The organism is Burkholderia alba, from assembly GCF_034721475.1.
In the GTDB taxonomy this organism is placed as follows: Bacteria; Pseudomonadota; Gammaproteobacteria; order Burkholderiales; family Burkholderiaceae; genus Burkholderia; species Burkholderia alba.
Genome location: NZ_JAWJWL010000003.1, coordinates 196,199 through 214,819, shown reverse-complemented (window position 1 = coordinate 214,819; position 18,621 = coordinate 196,199). Strand labels below are relative to the sequence as shown.

The following is an 18,621-nucleotide window of genomic DNA, read 5'->3' as shown; positions in this document are numbered from 1 at the left end:
GCGCGGCCACCGTCGCGTCGTCGGCCGCGAGCCGCGCCGCCTCGGCATTGCTCGAAACGGCCTGCCGCTCCAGATGCGGTGCGTTCGCCGAGAGCCAGTGCTGGCATTGCGCGAGTGCCTGCGCATGCGCGCAAACCCGCTTCACGCCGTCCAGGCTGCCGGTTTGCGTCAGCAGGTTATGGTGAATCGGCAGCGACAGTTCGCCGCCGATCAGCAACTGCGTATGCAGCAGCAGATCGAGCGTGCGCGACACCGCCCCTTCCGCCGAATTCTCGACCGGCGCGACACCGAATGCCGCGCCGCCCGCCTCGACCGACCGGAACACCTCGTCGATCGACGGACACGGCAAGCCTTCGATCGATTGACCGAAGTAGTCGAACATCGCCTGCTCGCTATACGTGCCGACCGGTCCGAGAAACGCGACGTGGATCGTCTGTTCGAGATCGCGGCTGGCCGCCATGATCTCGCGCCAGATCGCGCCGATATGCTCGCTCGCGAGCGGCCCCGCGCTCATGTCCTGCAGGCGCGTGATCACTTGCTGTTCGCGCTCCGGGCGGAACACCGGTGCGTTGAAATGCTTCTTTACCTCGCCGACTTCGAGCGCAACCGCCGCGCGCTGGTTCAGCAGCGCGATCAGTTGCGTGTCGATCGCATCGATGCGCTCGCGCAGAGGTTTCAAGCGGGAATTGAGTTCGTCGTCCATGCGTAATAAGCCGTGCTGATGAGCGGCGCGCCGTATGAATCAGGCGTTGCGCGCTTCGAAATCCTTCATGTAGTCGACGAGCGCCTGCACGCCCGCGAACGGCACCGCGTTATAGATCGACGCCCGCATGCCGCCGACGGACTTGTGGCCCTTCAGCTGCAGCAGCCCGCGCTCCTTAGCGCCGGCAAGGAAGTCTTCGTTGCGCGATTCATCGGCGAGAAAGAACGGCACGTTCATCCGCGAACGCGCCGAGCGCTCGACCTTGTTTCGATAGAAGGCGCTGGCGTCGATCGTGTCGTACAGCAACGTCGACTTCTCGACGTTGCGCGCCTCGATCGCCTTCAGCCCGCCCTGCGCCTTCAGCCACTTGAACACCAGGCCCGCGATGTAGATCGCGTAGGTGGGCGGCGTGTTGTACAGCGAATTGTTCGCGGCGACCGTCTTCCATTCGAACGCCGTCGGACAGACCGGCAGCGCGCGGTCGAGCAGATCCTCGCGGACGATCACGAGCGTGACGCCCGCCATGCCGATGTTCTTCTGCGCGCCGCCGAACATCGCGCCGTACTTGGCAACGTCGAGCGGCCGCGACAGGATGTGCGACGACACGTCCGCGACGAGCGGCACGTCGCCGAGCTCGGGCAGATCGAACGCCTCGACGCCGTCGATCGTCTCGTTCGAACACAGATGCACATAGGCCGGATCATCCGACAGACGCCACTCGGAGAACGCCGGCACGCGGGTAAAGCCGTCCGCGGTCTGGCCGGAGGCGGCGAGATGCGGCGTACAGTATTTCTGCGCTTCCTTGAACGATTTCTGCGACCACGAGCCGGTCACCACGAAATCGGCCGTCTCGCGCGCGCCGAGCAGGTTCATCGGCACGATCGCGTTTTCGGCGAGGCCCCCACCCTGCAGGAACAGGATGCGGTAATTCGCGGGGACTTCGAGCAACGCGCGCAGATCGGCGAGCGCCGCTTCATGGATCGACATGAATTCGCGGCCGCGATGGCTCATTTCCATCACGCTCATGCCGCTGCCGTTCCAGTCGAGCATTTCGTCGGCCGCCTGCTGCAGCACTTCTTCGGGCAGCGCGGCGGGGCCGGCGGAGAAATTAAAGACGCGCATCGTGAAAACCTCGGAGGAACGCGGCCGGCGCGAACCGGCTGAAAACCGCGCCAGAAAAAGAATGGCCGTTTGCGCTCTCGCGCAAACGGCCATTATCGCACTGTCGTATCGAACCCGCCAAACCCGGGCGCCGCGAGGCGCCCCGGCCGACTACGACGCGCTTACTTGCCCGGCTTGACTGCCGCGACTTCCTTGTCGGCTTGGTCGCGGGTTGCCTTGATCGCTTGCGGCATGTACTTCTGCATCAGGCCGTTCACGACATCGCGGCCAACCTGATCCTGCACCTGGATGAACTTGCGGCCCGTCGCGCTCTTGTAGAACGTCGTCAGATCCTTGATTTCCGAGGTGCTGTAGTACTTCGCATAAGCGTCGTACTGTGCTTGCATCGCGTCGCCGCTGAACGACGGCGTCTCGAACACCTTGCCTGCGTTGTCCACGAGCTTCGGCACGGCGTTCTTCTGCAGCGTCGGAACGGCAGCCTGCTTCTGCTTGTCGTTCAGCGTCTTGTTTTCCGACAGCGCGTCCGACAGGATCGCCGGGACGAGTTGCTTCGACTGCATCTCGGCGCTGTTGGCGATTGCCGACACGAGCTTCGGTGCGTCGATGGCGTCGAGCAGATCCTTGATCGCGGCCTTCTTGTCGGCGTCGATCGGTGCAGCAGCTGCCGGAGCAGCAGCCGGCGCCTGATTCGACAGCGATTGCGCCATTGCGAACGTCGGCACCATGGCTGCCAGCAGGACCAGTTGCTTGAATTGTTTTTGCATCATCACTCCCTCATGGAAATATGAACAGTTTATATGTCGACTCCGCCACGCCGCGTTTTCGCGCCAGTGCGCCGCGTTCGCGGCGGCTCGACAGTCACAACCTGATTCAGGCGTCGTCGCCCTCTGCCGCTTCGTCGACGTCGCCTTCGGTTTCCGCGTCGGCATCCGCCTCGGCGATCTGCTGGAGACCGGAGAGCTTGGTGCCTTCATCGAGACTGATGAGTGTAACACCTTGCGTCGCGCGTCCCATCTCGCGAATCTCCGACACGCGGGTGCGAATCAGCACGCCCGCAGTCGTGATCAGCATGATCTGATCCTCCGGATCGACAAGCGTCGCGGCGACTACCCGGCCGTTCCGCTCCGACGTCTGGATTGCGATCATTCCCTTCGTCCCGCGGCCGTGACGCGTGTATTCGGTGATCGGCGTGCGCTTGCCGTAGCCGTTCTCGGTCGCGGTCAGCACCGACTGCTCCTCGCTGCCCGCCACCAGCATCGCGATCACCTGCTGCCCGTCCTCGAGCTGCATGCCGCGCACGCCGCGCGCCTCGCGGCCCATCGGGCGAACGTCGTTCTCGTCGAAACGCACCGCCTTGCCGGAATCCGAGAACAGCATCACGTCGTGCTCGCCGTCGGTGATCGCCGCGCCGATCAAGTAATCGCCGTCGTCGAGGCCCACCGCGATGATGCCCTTCTTCAGCGGCCGGCTGAACGCCTCGAGCGGGGTCTTCTTGACCGTGCCGAGCGCGGTCGTCATGAAGACGTACTTGTCCGCGGAGAATTCCTTCACCGGCAGCACGACGTTGATCTTCTCGCCGTCCTGCAGCGGGAACATGTTGACGATCGGCCTGCCGCGCGAGTTACGGGAACCTTGCGGTACCTCGTAGACCTTGACCCAGTACACGCGACCGCGATTCGAGAAGCACAGGATGTAGTCGTGCGTATTCGCGATGAACAGCGTCTCGATCCAGTCGTCTTCCTTCATCGACGTCGCCTGCTTGCCTCGGCCGCCGCGCTTCTGCGCGCGGTACTCGGACAGCGGCTGCGACTTCACGTAGCCGGCATGCGACATCGTCACCACCATGTCCTGCGGCGTGATCAGGTCTTCGGTGTTCAGTTCGGTGGCGTTCAGCTCGATCCGCGAACGGCGGGCGTCGCCGAACTCGCTTCGCACCGCCGCCAGCTCCTCGCTGATCATCACCGTGATCCGCTCGGGGCGCGAGAGGATGTCCAGCAGATCGGCGATCTGCGCCATCACTTCGCGATACTCGCCGATGATCTTGTCCTGCTCGAGACCCGTGAGGCGCTGCAGGCGCATCTGCAGAATTTCCTGCGCCTGCGTGTCCGACAGCCGGTACAGGCCGTCGCCCTGCATCCCGAACGCGGGGCTCAGGTTATCCGGGCGGTAGGCCAAGCGCCCGCCCGCGGCGGCATTCTCGGACTCCGCGCGAACCAGCATCTCGCGCACGAGCGACGAATCCCAGACCTTCGACATCAATTCCTGCTTCGCGATCGGCGGCGTCGGCGCCGCCCGGATGATCGCGATGAATTCCTCGATGTTGGCAAGCGCCACCGCGAGACCTTCGAGCACGTGGCCGCGCTCGCGCGCCTTGCGCAGTTCGTAGATGGTGCGCCGCGTCAACACTTCGCGCCGATGCGACAGGAAGCACTGCAGGATTTCCTTCAGGTTCAGCAGCTTCGGCTGGTTGTCGACCAGCGCGACCATGTTCATGCCGAACGTGTCCTGGAGCTGGGTCGCCTTGTACAGGTTGTTCAGCACCACCTCGGGCACTTCGCCGCGCTTGAGCTCGATCACGACGCGCATGCCGCTCTTGTCGGATTCGTCGCGGATGTCGGAGATGCCTTCGAGCTTCTTCTCGTTGACGAGCTCCGCGATCCGCTCCAGGAGCGAACGCTTGTTCACCTGGTACGGCAACTCGTCGACGATGATCGCCATCCGCTGGCCGCGGTCGATTTCCTCGAAATGGGTGGTCGCGCGCATCACGACGCGGCCGCGGCCGGTGCGATAGCCGTCGCGCACGCCCGCGACGCCGTAGATGATGCCGGCGGTCGGGAAATCGGGAGCGGGAATGATTTCGATCAGTTCGTCGATGGTCGCCTGCGGGTTGTTCAGCAGGTGCAGGCACGCGTCGACGACTTCGTTCAGGTTGTGCGGCGGAATGTTAGTCGCCATCCCCACCGCGATCCCCGACGAGCCGTTGATCAGCAGGTTCGGGATTCGCGACGGCAGGATCAGCGGCTGCATCTCGCTGCCGTCGTAGTTCGGGCCGAAGTCGACGGTTTCCTTGTCGATGTCCGCCAGCAACTCGTGGCCGATCTTGGCCATGCGGATTTCGGTGTACCGCATGGCCGCGGCGTTGTCGCCGTCGACCGAGCCGAAGTTGCCCTGGCCGTCGACCAGCATGTAGCGCAGCGAGAAATCCTGCGCCATCCGGACGATGGTGTCGTAGACGGCGGTGTCGCCGTGAGGGTGGTACTTACCGATCACGTCGCCGACGATACGCGCCGACTTCTTGTACGCGCGGTTCCAGTCGTTGTTGAGTTCGTGCATTGCGAACAACACACGCCGGTGCACAGGCTTCAAGCCATCGCGGACATCCGGAAGGGCACGTCCGACGATCACGCTCATGGCGTAATCGAGATACGACTTGCGCATTTCCTCCTCGAGGGAGGTGGGCAGGGTCTCTTTGGCGAATTGATCCATGTATCCGTGTATCGTTTCGGAGCGAAGACGGGGCCGCCTTTCGCGTAGGCGCTGCTTAAACGCAACGTAACGTGCGATTCTAACATGCGGCCAAACCGCCCTACCGCCCCACCCCCTCTATATAACTAAGGCGGGAAACAGACCGGCGTCCGTCATCCGGGCATGGGCGGCAGACGTATACATCCGGACCGCCGTTACCGACTTCGGCCGTCGCGCATTGAAATATCGCACCGTCGCATAGCGCGCAATTCTTTTGCGCAACACTTGACAATTCTTGAAACATGCGACTAACCGGTGTTGCACATGCACCACATTCAGTAGACCGATCTTAGGGTGGGGAGGATTTTTTTTCGTGGGAAGGGAACGATATGGCAAAATGCCAACGCACTGAAAGTTAGACGCTGCTCGAAGTCTACACAGAGCGGCCCCGCGTTTTTTGTGCCGCACCAATGTTATACTTCGAGCAATGTATGACTTGTCATCGTCAACAGGCTCGCAGTAAACCTGCGGTAATCTCAAATTCGAGAGGAGAAATATGAATAAACTTTCAAAGCTCGCGTTCATTGCAGCTACCGCAGTGATGGCTGCATCCGCTTCGGCACAGTCGGTGCCGGCGTCGCGCCAGGCCGTGAACGACAACTGGGTCAACGGCACGGGCGAATGGGTGTGGATGAACGGCACGAACGAGCTCTGCTGGCGCGATGCGTTCTGGACGCCGGCCACCGCCAACGCCAAGTGCGATGGCGCACTGGTCGCCCAGGCACCGGCACCGGCACCGGTCGTTCCGGTTGCTCCGGCCATCACCAGCCAGAAGATCACGTATCAAGCTGACGCGCTGTTCGACTTCGACAAGGCTACGCTGAAGCCGCTCGGCAAGCAGAAGCTGGACGAACTGGCCGCGAAGATCCAGGGCATGAACCTGGAAGTGGTCGTCGCAACGGGCTACACGGACCGCATCGGTTCGGACAAGTACAACGACCGTCTGTCGCTGCGCCGTGCGCAGGCAGTGAAGTCGTACCTGGTGAGCAAGGGCATCGAGTCCAACCGTATCTACACGGAAGGCAAGGGCAAGCGCAACCCGGTCACGACCGGCTGCAACCAGAAGAATCGCAAGCAACTCATCGCCTGCCTCGCACCGGATCGCCGCGTGGAAGTCGAAGTGGTTGGCACGCAACAAGTGCAAAAGCAAACGATCCCCCAGTAAGGGTTCGGATGCCGCAGTTTCAAAGCCCCGCTCCGGCGGGGCTTTTTCATTTGCGGGAGGGTTTCCGCCTTCCTCGTGGCAGCCCTTTCCGCCCGCTTATATACTCGGGGCTTGACTGACGGGCACTCCCCGCCTCCTTTCCGTATCCCGCTTGCCGACATGACCAACGCCGATCCCCACGAACTCCAGAAATTCAGCGACCTCGCCCACAAGTGGTGGGACCCGCACGCCGAGTTCAAGCCGCTGCACGACCTCAACCCGGTCCGCCTGGGCTGGATCGACGCCCATGCGCATCTGGCCGGCAAGCGCGTACTCGACATCGGTTGCGGCGGCGGCATCCTGTCGGAATCGATGGCCGGACTCGGCGCCCAGGTCAAGGGCATCGACCTGTCGACCGAAGCGCTCGGCGTCGCGGATCTGCACAGCCTCGAAAGCGGCGTGACGGTCGATTACGAGGCAATCGCCGCCGAAGCGCTCGCGGCCCGGGAACCGGACAGCTACGACGTCGTCACCTGCATGGAAATGCTCGAGCACGTCCCCTCGCCCGCCAACGTGGTCGCCGCCTGCGCGGCGCTCGTGAAGCCAGGCGGCTGGGTGTTCTTCTCGACGCTGAACCGCAACGTCAAGTCCTATCTGTTTGCGGTGATCGGCGCCGAATACATCGCCCAGTTGCTGCCGAAGGGCACCCACGATTACGCGCGCTTCATCCGTCCGTCAGAGCTCGCCGGGTTCGTGCGCGCCACCGAGCTGCACACGGTCGAGATCAAGGGCATCACGTACCACCCGATCGGCAAACGCTTCGCGCTGTCGAACGATACCGACATCAATTACCTGGTCGCTTGCCGTCGCCACGGCTGATCCCGGCCATTCCCACGCTCATGAGCTCATCCCCGTCCTATTCCGCCCCGCTTGCCGCCGAACCCCGCCTCGACGCCTGCGAAGCCGTGCTGTTCGACCTCGACGGCACGCTGGCCGACACCGCGCCCGATCTCGCGGCAGCGGTCACCAAAATGCAGCGCGCGCGCGGTCTGCCGGAAACCCCGCTCGCGACGCTCCGCCCGCTCGCCTCGGCGGGTGCACGCGGCTTGATCGGCGGCGCATTCGGCATCGGCCCCGGAACGCCGGAGTACGACGCGATGCGCGACGAATTCCTGGCGAACTACGCCACCGATCTGTGCGTGCAAACGACCCTGTTCCCCGGCATCGACCTGCTCCTCGCCGACCTCGACGCCCGCGGCGTGCGCTGGGGCATCGTGACCAACAAGGCCGCGCGGCTGACCGATCCCCTCGTCGCCTTGCTCGGTCTCGACGCACGCGCCGGTTGCGTAGTCAGCGGCGACACCACGCCGCACGCCAAACCGCACCCGGCGCCGCTGCTGCATGCCGCTCGGCAGCTGGACATCGAGCCGGCCCGGATCGTCTACGTCGGCGACGACCTGCGCGATATTCAGGCCGGCAGCGCCGCCGGCATGGCGACCGTCGCGGCCGCCTACGGCTATTGCGGCGACGGCGCCGCGCCCGCCGACTGGCAGGCGCAGCATCTGGCCGCGACCACCGGCGAATTGCAGCAGCTTCTGCGCGCGGTTGCGCTATAATTGTCGATCTCAAGTCTGCGGGGGCGACCTGGTTTCGACAGGGGTTGCGAAGCGGCTAGGGCATGTCGAGGACCCGTCACCTCGTTAATCAATGGGAAAAACGTAACTGCAAACGACGATACGTTCGCACTGGCAGCCTAAGGGCCGCCGTCCTCTGCCTAGTTCACTGACGGGCTAGCGTCGCAAGACCGGTAGCAATACCGCCAGAGGTCATTTACGTCAGTTAAGCCTTGGTGGCGTCACGACATCCGGGTCGAAAATTCAGTGAATCGCCGTAGCGCAGCGTGTTCGTCCGCGTCGCTTCGGTTAAATCAAATGACAGAACTAAACATGTAGAACTGGTCGTAGAGCGCTACTGGACGCGGGTTCGATTCCCGCCGCCTCCACCACATTCCCGCGCTTCCTTGCGCGACAAGGAAACACCGAGCCCCGGTCGTCCCACGACGCCGGGGTTTCGTTTTTTTGCGCCGGAGACGCAGCCCGTTCGATCGCATCGGCAATCGCCCGTGCCCGCGACGGTTACGACAACCGTCGCCGCCGCTCGCGCAGCGCCCCCGCCAGCGCACCGACGCGCCGCCTCACTCGCCGCAGCCACGCTACCGGAGGCGACGCGCGTGCCGGGTCGCTCGGAGCGGACGACCCCTCGCCATCCCGTGACGGCAGCCCGCCACGGCTGAACTCCAACCCGTCCGCCCAGCGATAGCGCAGCCAGAGCTTGCCGGCCGCGAGCAGCGCCTGTTCGCGAATCAGCCCCGCCCACTCGAACAGGTCGACCGGCTCGCGCAGGCCGAGCACGCCGCCGGACCGGCACTCGTCCGCAAGCGCATGCAAGCGGGCAATCAACGCACTCGCGCTCAACACCGAACCGTTGAAGGCGGCGAACCCGGCCGCCCGCCCGGCAACCTTCAACGCATACAGCGCCGCGACGATCAACCGGTCGTCATCGCTCCAGTCCGGATAGCCGCGCTCGCTCAGCGACGTCAGGCAAATCGTGCCGCGCACCCCGCCGATTACCCGTTCATAGCGGTCCGCCAGCGCGTGCAGACGATCCTCGACGTAGAAGCACATCGGCTCGATCTGCTTGATGCAGGCACGCGCGCCATTCAGCACGCGCGGCAATTCCCCGCTCGCGTAGGCCCGGTTCATCGTCGCCCGAACCTGGGCAGCGCACGCCACGTCGCGACGCAACCACGCCGCGAAACGCGCGTCGATCTCCTCCAGCACCTCGGCATCCGCGGCGACATGGCCCAGATCCAGCCACGTATCGTCGTGCGTATACGCGATCCTGGGCGCCGCCGACGGGCGGACGTGCAAGCGTCCCAGCGTATTCACATACAGCGTCAGCGATGCATCCTCGCAGGCCGCCTGGACCGTCAGTTCGCGATGACGCTCGAGCACGGCGAGCGCCGCACGATCATAGGCGCCGAGCGAACGGCGCGCGTCGTCGATCGGCCGCAGGCCGCCGAGCGTGAGCCCCTCTCGGACGACATCGCGCTCGAAACGGCGGCCGCGCTCGTCGCCGTCGCCCACACCGCCTTCTCGGGCACAGGACGATCGTACGGCCCGCTGCATTGCAAAATCCATGGTTCGACTCTCTTTTCGACGCCGGAGACAGGGCCCCGCCGTCGACGCGCGCGTGATGCGTCACGCATGCGAAACGGACAGGGGTATAGCTGGGGAAAACGAAATCTCGCCCGGCGCTACGGCCGGTTCGAATAGCCTGGGAGATTTCACGCGGCCCGGCGCGGCACGACAACTACCAGCCTTGGTAGGCCGCGCGCGCGGAACGGGAGAGACGATCCGGTGCCTGCGCGATGCGCCGCCACGGCAAGGCGGAATTCAGGAAGGAAAGCCGATCGAACGGACCACGCTTATTGAGTGTCCTGCGGACATTTCAGGTTGCAGCCGTTCGGATCGCCCATGTCGCCCTTCTTGCGCAGCGCCGACTTCTTGCCGCTCTGGTACTTCTGCGACGGCGCCGAGGCGGCGAACTGCATCTGCGGATGTTCGTTGAGGCGGAACTGATCGTTCAGGATGCCGCCCGGCACGCCCGGCGAATTCTGCGCGAAAGCGAGCGTGGCAACGGCGGCGAGCGTACCGGCCGTCAGGACGGCGGCGGCGAAACGGATAACTGGTTTCATGAAATTCAAACGCCGTGACGGCGTGCTGGCAGGAACGAGAGTAAAGCAAGGAGCGTAGCGCAAACGCGCGGGTCTTGCAGCGTTGCTGCAGGCCCGCCCGTTACCGCACGTGACAGCGGCGGGCCCGCGCGCCGCGTCAGTATGCCGCGCCCGCCAGCCCGTCGGCGACGCTCACCAGGGTGCCGCATGCGGCGGGATCGTAGCCGTCCAGCCGAGCGACGCTCGCGCGGTAGGCGGCGTCGCGCAGCAACGCGAACGCGCCGGCCAGTGGCGCGGCGTCGAGCCGCGATCGTTCACATGCGAAATAATAGTCCTCGTCGACCACCGGGATGAAATCGAGTCCGAAATGGTGCGCGGCAGGTTCGACGCCAAACCCGAGATCGGCCATTCCGCTCGCGACGAACGCGGCGATCGCCGAGTGCGTGAGTTCCGCCGACGCGTAACCGTTGATCCCGGCGGGATCGACGCCGATCTCGCGCAACGCGAGTTCGAGCAGCATCCGCGTGCCCGAGCCGGGCTGCCGGTTGACGAAGCGGATATCGTCGCGCGCCAGGTCGGCGAGCCCGGCGACCCGTTTCGGATTACCGCGCGGCACGAACAGCCCTTGCTTGCGGCGCGTCAGGTGGATCAGCACGTGATGACCGTCATCGAGCCACGGCCGGTAGATTTGCGCGCAAGCGGCGCGGAACGCCCCGCGGGGCAGATGAAAACCCGCCAGGTCGCACTCGCCGCGCGCCAGCGCCTTGACGGCCTCGACGCTCTCGCGGTACTTGATGTCCACCTGCGCACGGGCTTCCACCAGCGCAGACACGAGCGCCGCCACCGCATAGCCGTGCGACGCGTGAATCCGCAACGCGCCGTCGTGCCGAGCGAGACGCCGGTTGAGCCCGCTCGCCACCTCGGCGGCGAGCGCGCGCAGATTGCCGTCCAGACGCTCTCCCGCAAGCCGTTGCGCATCGACCACGGCCTGCCCCAGTTCGGACAGCGACGTGCCCCTGCCGCGCGCGGTTTCGATCAGCGCACCGCCGACGCACGCCTCCAGCGCGCGCAGCAGCCCCCAAGCGTGACGATAGGACAGCCCCTTGACCCCGGCGGCCTGCGCGATGCTCCCCGTCGTCGCGACGAGTTCCAGCAGCGGCGCGACGTCGGTCAGGCTGGCCGAGCGGCCTTCGCTGTCGCGCACAAGCAAATGTGCGTCGCATTCGACTCGAATCATTTATGCAACCTCATTTCCTATTGCGACCGTGATTCTATCGGCTTATCTTCGATAGAAATCGATCACAACAGAGTTGATTTGCGCACTATATGAATTGGCGGCGCATATATGACTTTGGAGGAGCACACTGGATGTCCCCGTCCCCCGCCGTACCCGAGGCGCTCGTGCGGAAGCATGCGCGGCCCGGCGCTTCGCTCGTCGCCATCCTGCACGCGATCCAGGACGAGGCCGGCTTCGTCCCAGCCGCTTGCGTCGGTCCGCTCGCCAAGGCACTCAACCTATCACGCGCCGAAGTCCACGGTGTGTTGACTTACTACCATCATTTCCGTACGGTGCCGCCCGCTCGCGTGGCGATCCAGGTTTGCCGGGCCGAGGCCTGCCGCAGCATGGGCGGCGAAGCGCTCGTCGACCATGCGCAAGTCCGCACCGGCTGCCGCATCGACGCCGCTCACGACAGCGCGCCCGGAGGCGAGGTCGCACTCGAATCGGTCTACTGTCTCGGACTGTGCGCACAATCGCCGTCGCTGACGATCAACGGCACGCTGCACGCACGCGTGTCGCCCGAGCGCTTCGATGCGCTCTACGCCGACGCCCTCCGCACGCAGGAGCCCGCATGAATACCCGCGTTTACGTCCCGCGCGACTCCGCCGCGCTCGCGCTTGGTGCCGATGCGCTCGCGCAGGCGATCGCCGCCGAGGCGGCCCGTCGCGGTTTGGCCATCGACCTGGTGCGCAACGGCTCGCGCGGCCTGCTGTGGCTCGAACCGCTCGTCGAGATCGGCACGGCTGCAGGGCGGATCGGCTACGCGAATCTGTCCGCCGCCGACGTGCCCGGCCTGTTCGACGCCGGCTGGCTCGCCGGCGGCGCGCATCCCGCCGGCGTCGGCCCGGTCGACGCGCTGCCGTACCTGCAGCGCCAGCAGCGACTGACCTTCGCGCGCATCGGTCTCACCGATCCGCTGTCGATCGACGACTATCTCGCGCACGACGGCCTGGCCGGCCTGAAGAACGTCCTCGCGCTCGACGGCGCCGCCGCCTGCGAACAGTTGATCGAGTCGGGTTTGCGCGGCCGCGGCGGCGCCGCATTCCCCGCCGGCATCAAGTGGCGTACCGTCCGCCAGGCGGCCGCTCGGCAGAAATACATCGTCTGCAATGCGGACGAAGGCGATTCCGGCACCTTCTCCGATCGCCTCATCATGGAAAGCGACCCGTACTGCCTGATCGAAGGGATGATCATCGCCGGCGTCGCGACGGGCGCGACGCTCGGCTACATCTACGTCCGCAGCGAATACCCGCACGCGATCGCGACGCTCGACGCCGCGATCGCGCGCGCCCGGGAAGCGGGCTGGCTCGGCGCGAGCGTGCTCGGCTCCTCGCACGCGTTCGAGCTGCACGTCGCGAAAGGCGCCGGCGCCTACGTCTGCGGCGAGGAAACGGCGCTGCTCGAATCGCTCGAAGGCAAGCGCGGCGTGGTCCGCGCGAAGCCGCCGCTGCCCGCGCTCGCCGGCCTGTTCGGCCAGCCGACCGTGATCAACAACGTGATCACGCTCGCCACCGCGCCGGTGATCTTCGCGCGCGGCGCGGCGTTCTACCGCGATTACGGGATGGGCCGCTCGCGCGGCACCCTGCCGTTCCAGCTCGCGGGCAACGTCAAGCAAGGCGGGCTCGTCGAACTGGCGTTCGGCGTGACGCTGCGCGAGTTGCTGTTCGAGTTCGGCGGCGGCACCGCGAGCGGGCGCCCCGCGCGCGCCGCGCAGGTCGGCGGCCCGCTCGGCACCTATCTGCCCGAGAGCCAGTGGGACATTCCGCTCGACTACGAAGCCTACGCGGCGGTCGGCGCGGTGGTCGGCCACGGCGGCATCGTGCTGCACGACGACACGTCGAATCTTGCCGAGCTGGCCGAATACGCGATGCACTTCTGCGCGCTCGAATCGTGCGGCAAATGCACGCCGTGCCGAATCGGCTCGACGCGCGGCGTCGAGACCATCGCAAAGATCCGCGCCGGCGACACGTCGGTCAGGCAGGTGACCCTGCTGCGCGACCTGTGCGACACGATGATGTCCGGCTCGCTGTGCGCGATGGGCGGCATGACGCCCTATCCCGTGCTGTCCGCGCTCGATCACTTCCCCGAAGATTTCGGTCTGGCCACCCCCGCCGCCACGCCGGCGCAGGCCGCGGCCTGACAGAAGGAGCCCCGCATGTCCTCCCCTGCAAACGAAACCCGCCAAGGCGGCTGCGGCTCCGGCCAGTGCGCGTGCAAAAGCGCCGCGCAGGCGCGCCGCGCCGATCCGTTCGACGACACCGACTACGGCACGCCGCTGCGCCACGCCGACACCGACGTGACGCTCGACATCGACGGCCGCTCGGTGACGGTGCCTGCCGGCACGTCGGTGATGCGCGCGGCGATCGAAGCCGGCGTCAACGTGCCGAAGCTGTGCGCGACCGATTCGCTTGAGCCGTTCGGCTCGTGCCGGCTGTGCCTCGTCGAAATCGAGGGCCGGCGCGGCTATCCGGCCTCGTGCACGACCCCCGCCGAAGCCGGCATGAAGGTACGCACGCAAAGCGAGCGGCTGCAGGGGCTGCGCCGCAACGTGATGGAGCTCTACATCTCCGACCACCCGCTCGACTGCCTCACCTGCCCCGCCAACGGCGACTGCGAACTGCAGGACATGGCGGGCGTGGTCGGGCTGCGCGAGGTCCGCTACGGTTTCGACGGCGCGAACCATCTGCGGGAGCAGAAGGACGAATCGAATCCGTACTTCAGCTACGATCCGTCGAAGTGCATCGTCTGCAATCGCTGCGTGCGCGCCTGCGAGGAAACCCAGGGCACGTTCGCGCTGACGATCACCGCGCGCGGCTTCGAATCGCGCGTCGCCGCAGGCGAGAGCGAATCGTTCATGGCGTCGGAATGCGTGTCGTGCGGCGCATGCGTCGTCGCGTGCCCGACCGCGACGCTGCAGGAAAAGAGCGTCGCGCAGCTCGGCCAGCCCGAGCACGCGGTCGTGACAACCTGCGCGTACTGCGGCGTCGGCTGTTCGTTCAAGGCGGAGATGAAGGGCAGCCAGGTCGTCAGGATGACGCCGCACAAGAACGGCCTCGCGAACGAGGGCCATGCGTGCGTGAAAGGCCGCTTCGCGTGGGGCTACGCGACACACAAGGATCGCATCACGAAGCCGATGATCCGCGCGAAGATCACCGATCCGTGGCGCGAAGTCAGCTGGAACGAGGCGATCGGCTACGCGGCCGCGCAGTTCCGCCGGCTGCAGGACCGGTACGGCCGCGATTCGATCGGCGGCATCACATCCTCGCGCTGCACCAACGAGGAAACCTACCTCGTGCAGAAGCTGGTGCGCGCGGCATTCGGCAACAACAACGTCGACACCTGCGCGCGCGTCTGCCACTCGCCGACGGGCTACGGGCTCAAGACCACGCTCGGCGAATCGGCGGGGACGCAGACCTTCGCATCGGTCGGCGCGGCCGACGTCGTCGTCGTGATCGGCGCGAATCCGACCGACGGGCACCCGGTATTCGGTTCGCGCCTGAAGCGGCGCATCCGCGAAGGCGCGAAACTGATCGTCGTCGACCCGCGCCGCATCGATCTCGTCGACGGCGCCCACGTGAAGGCCGTTCACCATCTGCAATTGCGGCCGGGCACCAACGTCGCGCTGATCAATGCGCTCGCCCATGTCGTCGTCACGGAAGGGCTGCTCGACGAGGCGTTCATCGCCGCGCGCTGCGAACCGCGCGCATTCGAGCAATGGCGCGCGTTCGTCGCGCAAGCGGACAATTCGCCCGAAGCGAGCGCCGCGATCACCGGCGTGCCGGCGCACGAGGTTCGTGCCGCCGCGCGTCTCTACGCGACGGGCGGCAACGCCGCGATCTATTACGGACTCGGCGTGACCGAGCACGCGCAAGGCTCGACGATGGTGATGGGCATCGCGAATCTGGCGATGGCGACCGGCAACCTGGGCCGCGAAGGCGTCGGCGTGAATCCGCTGCGCGGCCAGAACAACGTGCAGGGCTCCTGCGACATGGGCTCCTTCCCGCACGAGCTGCCGGGCTATCGCCACATCAGCGACGCGAGCGTGCGCGCCCAGTTCGAGGCGGCCTGGTCGGCCACGCTGCAGCCGGAGCCGGGACTGCGGATCCCGAACATGTTCGAGGCCGCGCTCGACGGCAGCTTCAAGGGGCTGTACTGCCAGGGCGAGGACATCGTGCAGTCCGACCCGAACACGCAGCACGTCGCGGCCGCGCTGTCGTCGATGGAGTGCATCGTCGTCCAGGACATTTTCCTGAACGAGACGGCCAAGTATGCGCACGTCTTCCTGCCGGGTTCGACCTTCCTCGAAAAGGACGGCACGTTCACCAACGCGGAACGCCGGATCTCGCGCGTGCGCCGGGTCATGCCGCCGCTCGCCGGGTATGCGGACTGGGAGGTCACGCTGCTGCTGTCGCGCGCGCTCGGCTATCCGATGGACTACGGGCATCCGTCCGAGATCATGGACGAGATCGCGCGACTCACTCCGACCTTCTCCGGCGTGTCCTACCCGAAGCTCGACACGCTCGGCAGCATCCAGTGGCCGTGCAACGACGCCGCGCCGGAAGGCACGCCGACGATGCACATCGACGCGTTCGTGCGCGGCAAGGGAAAGTTCGTCATCACGCAGTTCATCGCGTCGCCGGAGAAAGTGACCCCGCGCTACCCGCTGATTCTCACCACCGGACGCATCCTGTCGCAATACAACGTGGGCGCGCAGACGCGCCGCACCGAGAACGTCCACTGGCACGACGAGGACCGGCTCGAGATCCATCCGCATGACGCGGAAGAACGCGGCATCCGAACGGACGACTGGGTCGGCATCGAATCGCGCGCCGGGCAGACGGTGCTGCGCGCGCTCGTGACCGAACGCATGCAGCCGGGGGTCGTCTACACGACCTTCCATTTCCCGGAATCGGGCGCGAACGTGATCACGACCGACAGTTCGGACTGGGCGACCAACTGCCCCGAGTACAAGGTGACGGCCGTGCAGGTGCTGCCGGTCGCGCAGCCGTCCGAATGGCAGCGCCAGTACACCCGCTTCAACGCCGAGCAGCTCGACCTGCTGCGGCGCCGTGAAACGCCGCCGGCCGTTGCGGCCAAGTGAGGCCACGATGAACCGCGATCACCTGATCGGCATGGCGAACCAGATCGGCACGTTCTTCGCGTCGATGCCGGACCACGACGAAGCGCTCGCCGGCATCGCCGATCACATCCGCCGCTTCTGGGAGCCCCGGATGCGCCGCGCGCTGTTCGCCGCGCTCGACGACCCGCACGGCGACGCGTCGCGTGATCTCGCACCGATCGTGCAAGAGGCGCTGGTCGCCAGCCGCGCGACGCTCGAACCGGCGGCGGCACCCGCCGCCTGATTGCGGCGGAGCGTGCTTGCGCGGCGCGCGATATCCGACGCGCGGCACGCCCGGCCCGCCGGCATCGGCGCATGCCGTGCGCCGCCGTGCGCCGGCCCGCTCGTCATGCGCGCAGTTGCATGCCGGAGAACCACGCTTCGCAATGCCGCAGCAAGCCGCTCTCGTCCGACGTCGGGCGGCCGCGCGCCGCCACGTAACCGTCCGGCCGCAGCAGATAGAACGCCGGCCGGGTGCGCCCGTAGGAATCGATCAGCAACGGGCCGCCGTCGCCGTCGATATCCGTGACGCGCCAGACGCGCACGGCGCCCGGCATGATCCGCGCCAGCGCGGCCGCCAGCGCGAGACTGTCGCGGTCGCCTTCCGGCGTCTCGCCGTCGATGCCCGGCGCCTCCAGCAGCAGGAGCGTGAAATGCGCCGGATCGTGCAGGTCGAACAGGCGCGCGACGCCCGGCGCATCCCCGAGCGGTCCGTCCAGTATCCGCATCAGCGCATCGGGCGCCCGCTCGCCGGCGCGCGGGCCGCCGTCGAGCACGCGCTCGAGCGTGAGCGGACTCTTGCGATACTGGATCGCCAGCTCGCTCACGGTCCGCCGCACCGCATCCCGCATCGGCCCGAGCGACGCCAGCACCGGCACCACGTGATCGCGCAGCAGCTTGAGCGGACCGCGATCCGCTTCGACTACGTGCGTGAGGAAGCTGGTCTGGCGCAGCACGTCGCGCTCGATCGGATAACGCTCCGCGTGATAGCTGTCGAGCAACCGCTGCGGCGCGCCGCCCGCCAGCACGCGGGCAAGCTTCCAGCCCAGGTTGAGCGCCTCCTGGATGCCGGTATTCATGCCTTGCGCGCCCGCCGGGCTGTGGACGTGCGCCGCGTCGCCGGCGAAGAACACCCGCCCGTGGCGCAGGCGCTCGACCATCCGGCTGTGCAAGTGGAAATACGACGACCACGCGAGGTCCGAAAGCGCCGGCGCAGGCTGCACGCGCGCGCGCACCACCTCCCGGCACAGGTCGAGCGACGGTCCGTCCGCTTCGTTCAACGCGCCGTTGTGCGGCGGACGGTCGGCGACCAGGCGGTAGCGGCCGCCGCCCATCGGAAACAGCCCGGCAATCCCCTCGCCGGTGGTGAACAGGTGGATCTCGTCGTCGGGCCAGTCGGTGTCGGCGGCCATGTCGGCGAGCAGGAAGGTCTGTTCGAACGAGCGGCCGGCGAAGCCGACATCGAGCATGTGGCGAATCGTGCTGTGCGCGCCGTCCGCCGCGATCACGTAGGACGGCTGCAGCGCTTCTTCGCGGCCGTCGCCATGCCGCAGCACGACGTCGACCGTGTCGCGCTCCTGCCGGCAGCGCGTGAGGGCCACGCCGCGCTCCACCTCGACGCCGAGCGTCGCGAGATGCTCGGCCAGCAACCGCTCGGTCACGGTCTGGTCGAGAAACAGCAGGTACGGATAACGAGTTTGCAGCGGATCGAAATCGAGCTGCGCGATCCGCTGCGCGTTCGAATACAGGTTGGCGAGCCGCGCGCGATGTCCGAGCGACAGGAACGGCTCCACGATCCGGTGCTGTTCGAGCAATTCGAGCGTGCGCGCCTGGATGCCGATCGCGCGGGAATAGCGCGCGGGCTGCGGCGCCTGGTCGACGATGCGCACCGGCAGGCGCGCTCGCGCGACGCTCATCGCCGCGGCCAGGCCCGTGGGGCCGGCGCCGACAATCAGGACGGGGGCAAGATCGAGCGGAACGGCAACCATGAACA

General features: G+C 66.4%; 15 protein-coding genes and 1 other RNA gene. 8 read left to right on the top strand and 8 right to left on the bottom strand.

From position 1 onward, the window contains the following. From pheA to gyrA, 4 genes are all read right to left on the bottom strand, one after another. Positions 1–703, bottom strand: a 703-nt coding sequence (gene pheA, locus RZR99_RS04380; protein ID WP_323118510.1) for a chorismate mutase, incomplete at its 3' end; no start/stop codon positions are given. Positions 704–742: 39 nt separating this feature from the next. Next, on the bottom strand, positions 743–1,825 hold the full coding sequence (serC, locus tag RZR99_RS04375; protein ID WP_323118509.1) for a 3-phosphoserine/phosphohydroxythreonine transaminase: 1,083 nt from the start codon (positions 1,823–1,825) through the stop codon (positions 743–745). Positions 1,826–1,986: 161 nt separating this feature from the next. Beyond that, the gene (locus RZR99_RS04370; protein WP_323118634.1) at positions 1,987–2,589 is read right to left on the bottom strand and encodes a DUF2059 domain-containing protein; all 603 of its coding nucleotides are present in this window, start codon (positions 2,587–2,589) and stop codon (positions 1,987–1,989) included. A 106-nt stretch (positions 2,590–2,695) separates the two neighbouring features. Further along, positions 2,696–5,311 carry a DNA gyrase subunit A gene (gyrA, locus tag RZR99_RS04365; RefSeq protein ID WP_323118508.1) on the bottom strand — a complete coding sequence of 872 codons (2,616 nt, stop codon included), beginning with the start codon at positions 5,309–5,311 and terminating at the stop codon, positions 2,696–2,698. 535 nt (positions 5,312–5,846) lie between these two features. Between gyrA and ompA the strand changes: the two genes are divergently transcribed. The 4 genes from ompA (at position 5,847) to ssrA (ending at position 8,499) form a co-directional block, all read left to right on the top strand. Continuing rightward, on the top strand, positions 5,847–6,515 hold the full coding sequence (ompA, locus tag RZR99_RS04360) for an outer membrane protein OmpA (protein WP_323118507.1): 669 nt from the start codon (positions 5,847–5,849) through the stop codon (positions 6,513–6,515). A 159-nt stretch (positions 6,516–6,674) separates the two neighbouring features. Then, positions 6,675–7,373 carry a bifunctional 2-polyprenyl-6-hydroxyphenol methylase/3-demethylubiquinol 3-O-methyltransferase UbiG gene (gene ubiG / locus RZR99_RS04355; protein WP_323118506.1) on the top strand — a complete coding sequence of 233 codons (699 nt, stop codon included), beginning with the start codon at positions 6,675–6,677 and terminating at the stop codon, positions 7,371–7,373. Positions 7,374–7,393: 20 nt separating this feature from the next. Further along, entirely contained in the window at positions 7,394–8,110 is a 717-nt protein-coding gene (locus tag RZR99_RS04350) for an HAD-IA family hydrolase (RefSeq protein ID WP_323118505.1), read from the top strand. 19 nt (positions 8,111–8,129) lie between these two features. Continuing rightward, positions 8,130–8,499: a transfer-messenger RNA gene (gene ssrA, locus RZR99_RS04345) on the top strand. Positions 8,500–8,629: 130 nt separating this feature from the next. On the opposite strand, the gene RZR99_RS04340 is transcribed toward ssrA, so the two are convergent. The 3 genes from RZR99_RS04340 to RZR99_RS04330 all read right to left on the bottom strand — a co-directional run bounded on the left by RZR99_RS04340 (position 8,630) and on the right by RZR99_RS04330 (position 11,467). After that, positions 8,630–9,640 carry a hypothetical protein gene (locus RZR99_RS04340; protein ID WP_323118504.1) on the bottom strand — a complete coding sequence of 337 codons (1,011 nt, stop codon included), beginning with the start codon at positions 9,638–9,640 and terminating at the stop codon, positions 8,630–8,632. A 341-nt stretch (positions 9,641–9,981) separates the two neighbouring features. After that, on the bottom strand, positions 9,982–10,251 hold the full coding sequence (locus tag RZR99_RS04335; protein ID WP_323118503.1) for a hypothetical protein: 270 nt from the start codon (positions 10,249–10,251) through the stop codon (positions 9,982–9,984). 136 nt (positions 10,252–10,387) lie between these two features. After that, positions 10,388–11,467 carry a substrate-binding domain-containing protein gene (locus tag RZR99_RS04330; RefSeq protein WP_323118502.1) on the bottom strand — a complete coding sequence of 360 codons (1,080 nt, stop codon included), beginning with the start codon at positions 11,465–11,467 and terminating at the stop codon, positions 10,388–10,390. 131 nt (positions 11,468–11,598) lie between these two features. Here RZR99_RS04330 and RZR99_RS04325 point away from each other — a divergent pair, with 131 nt between their 5' ends. The 4 genes from RZR99_RS04325 to RZR99_RS04310 are packed head-to-tail and all read left to right on the top strand — an operon-like array spanning position 11,599 to position 16,872. After that, on the top strand, positions 11,599–12,084 hold the full coding sequence (locus RZR99_RS04325) for an NAD(P)H-dependent oxidoreductase subunit E (protein ID WP_323118501.1): 486 nt from the start codon (positions 11,599–11,601) through the stop codon (positions 12,082–12,084). Next, a complete protein-coding gene (locus RZR99_RS04320; protein WP_323118500.1) occupies positions 12,081–13,649 on the top strand; it encodes a formate dehydrogenase beta subunit in 1,569 nt (522 codons plus the stop codon). The genes RZR99_RS04325 and RZR99_RS04320 overlap by 4 nt, the downstream gene beginning before the upstream one ends. A gap of 15 nt (positions 13,650–13,664) precedes the next feature. Next, on the top strand, positions 13,665–16,610 hold the full coding sequence (gene fdhF / locus RZR99_RS04315; protein WP_323118499.1) for a formate dehydrogenase subunit alpha: 2,946 nt from the start codon (positions 13,665–13,667) through the stop codon (positions 16,608–16,610). A gap of 7 nt (positions 16,611–16,617) precedes the next feature. After that, positions 16,618–16,872, top strand: coding sequence for a formate dehydrogenase subunit delta (locus RZR99_RS04310; protein WP_323118498.1), 255 nt, complete (start codon positions 16,618–16,620; stop codon positions 16,870–16,872). A 103-nt stretch (positions 16,873–16,975) separates the two neighbouring features. Here RZR99_RS04310 and RZR99_RS04305 read toward each other — a convergent pair whose 3' ends face one another. Continuing rightward, positions 16,976–18,616 (bottom strand): FAD-dependent monooxygenase, encoded by a 1,641-nt coding sequence (locus tag RZR99_RS04305; RefSeq protein WP_323118497.1) that lies wholly within the window; start codon positions 18,614–18,616, stop codon positions 16,976–16,978. Between the last annotated feature and the right edge of the window lie 5 nt (positions 18,617–18,621).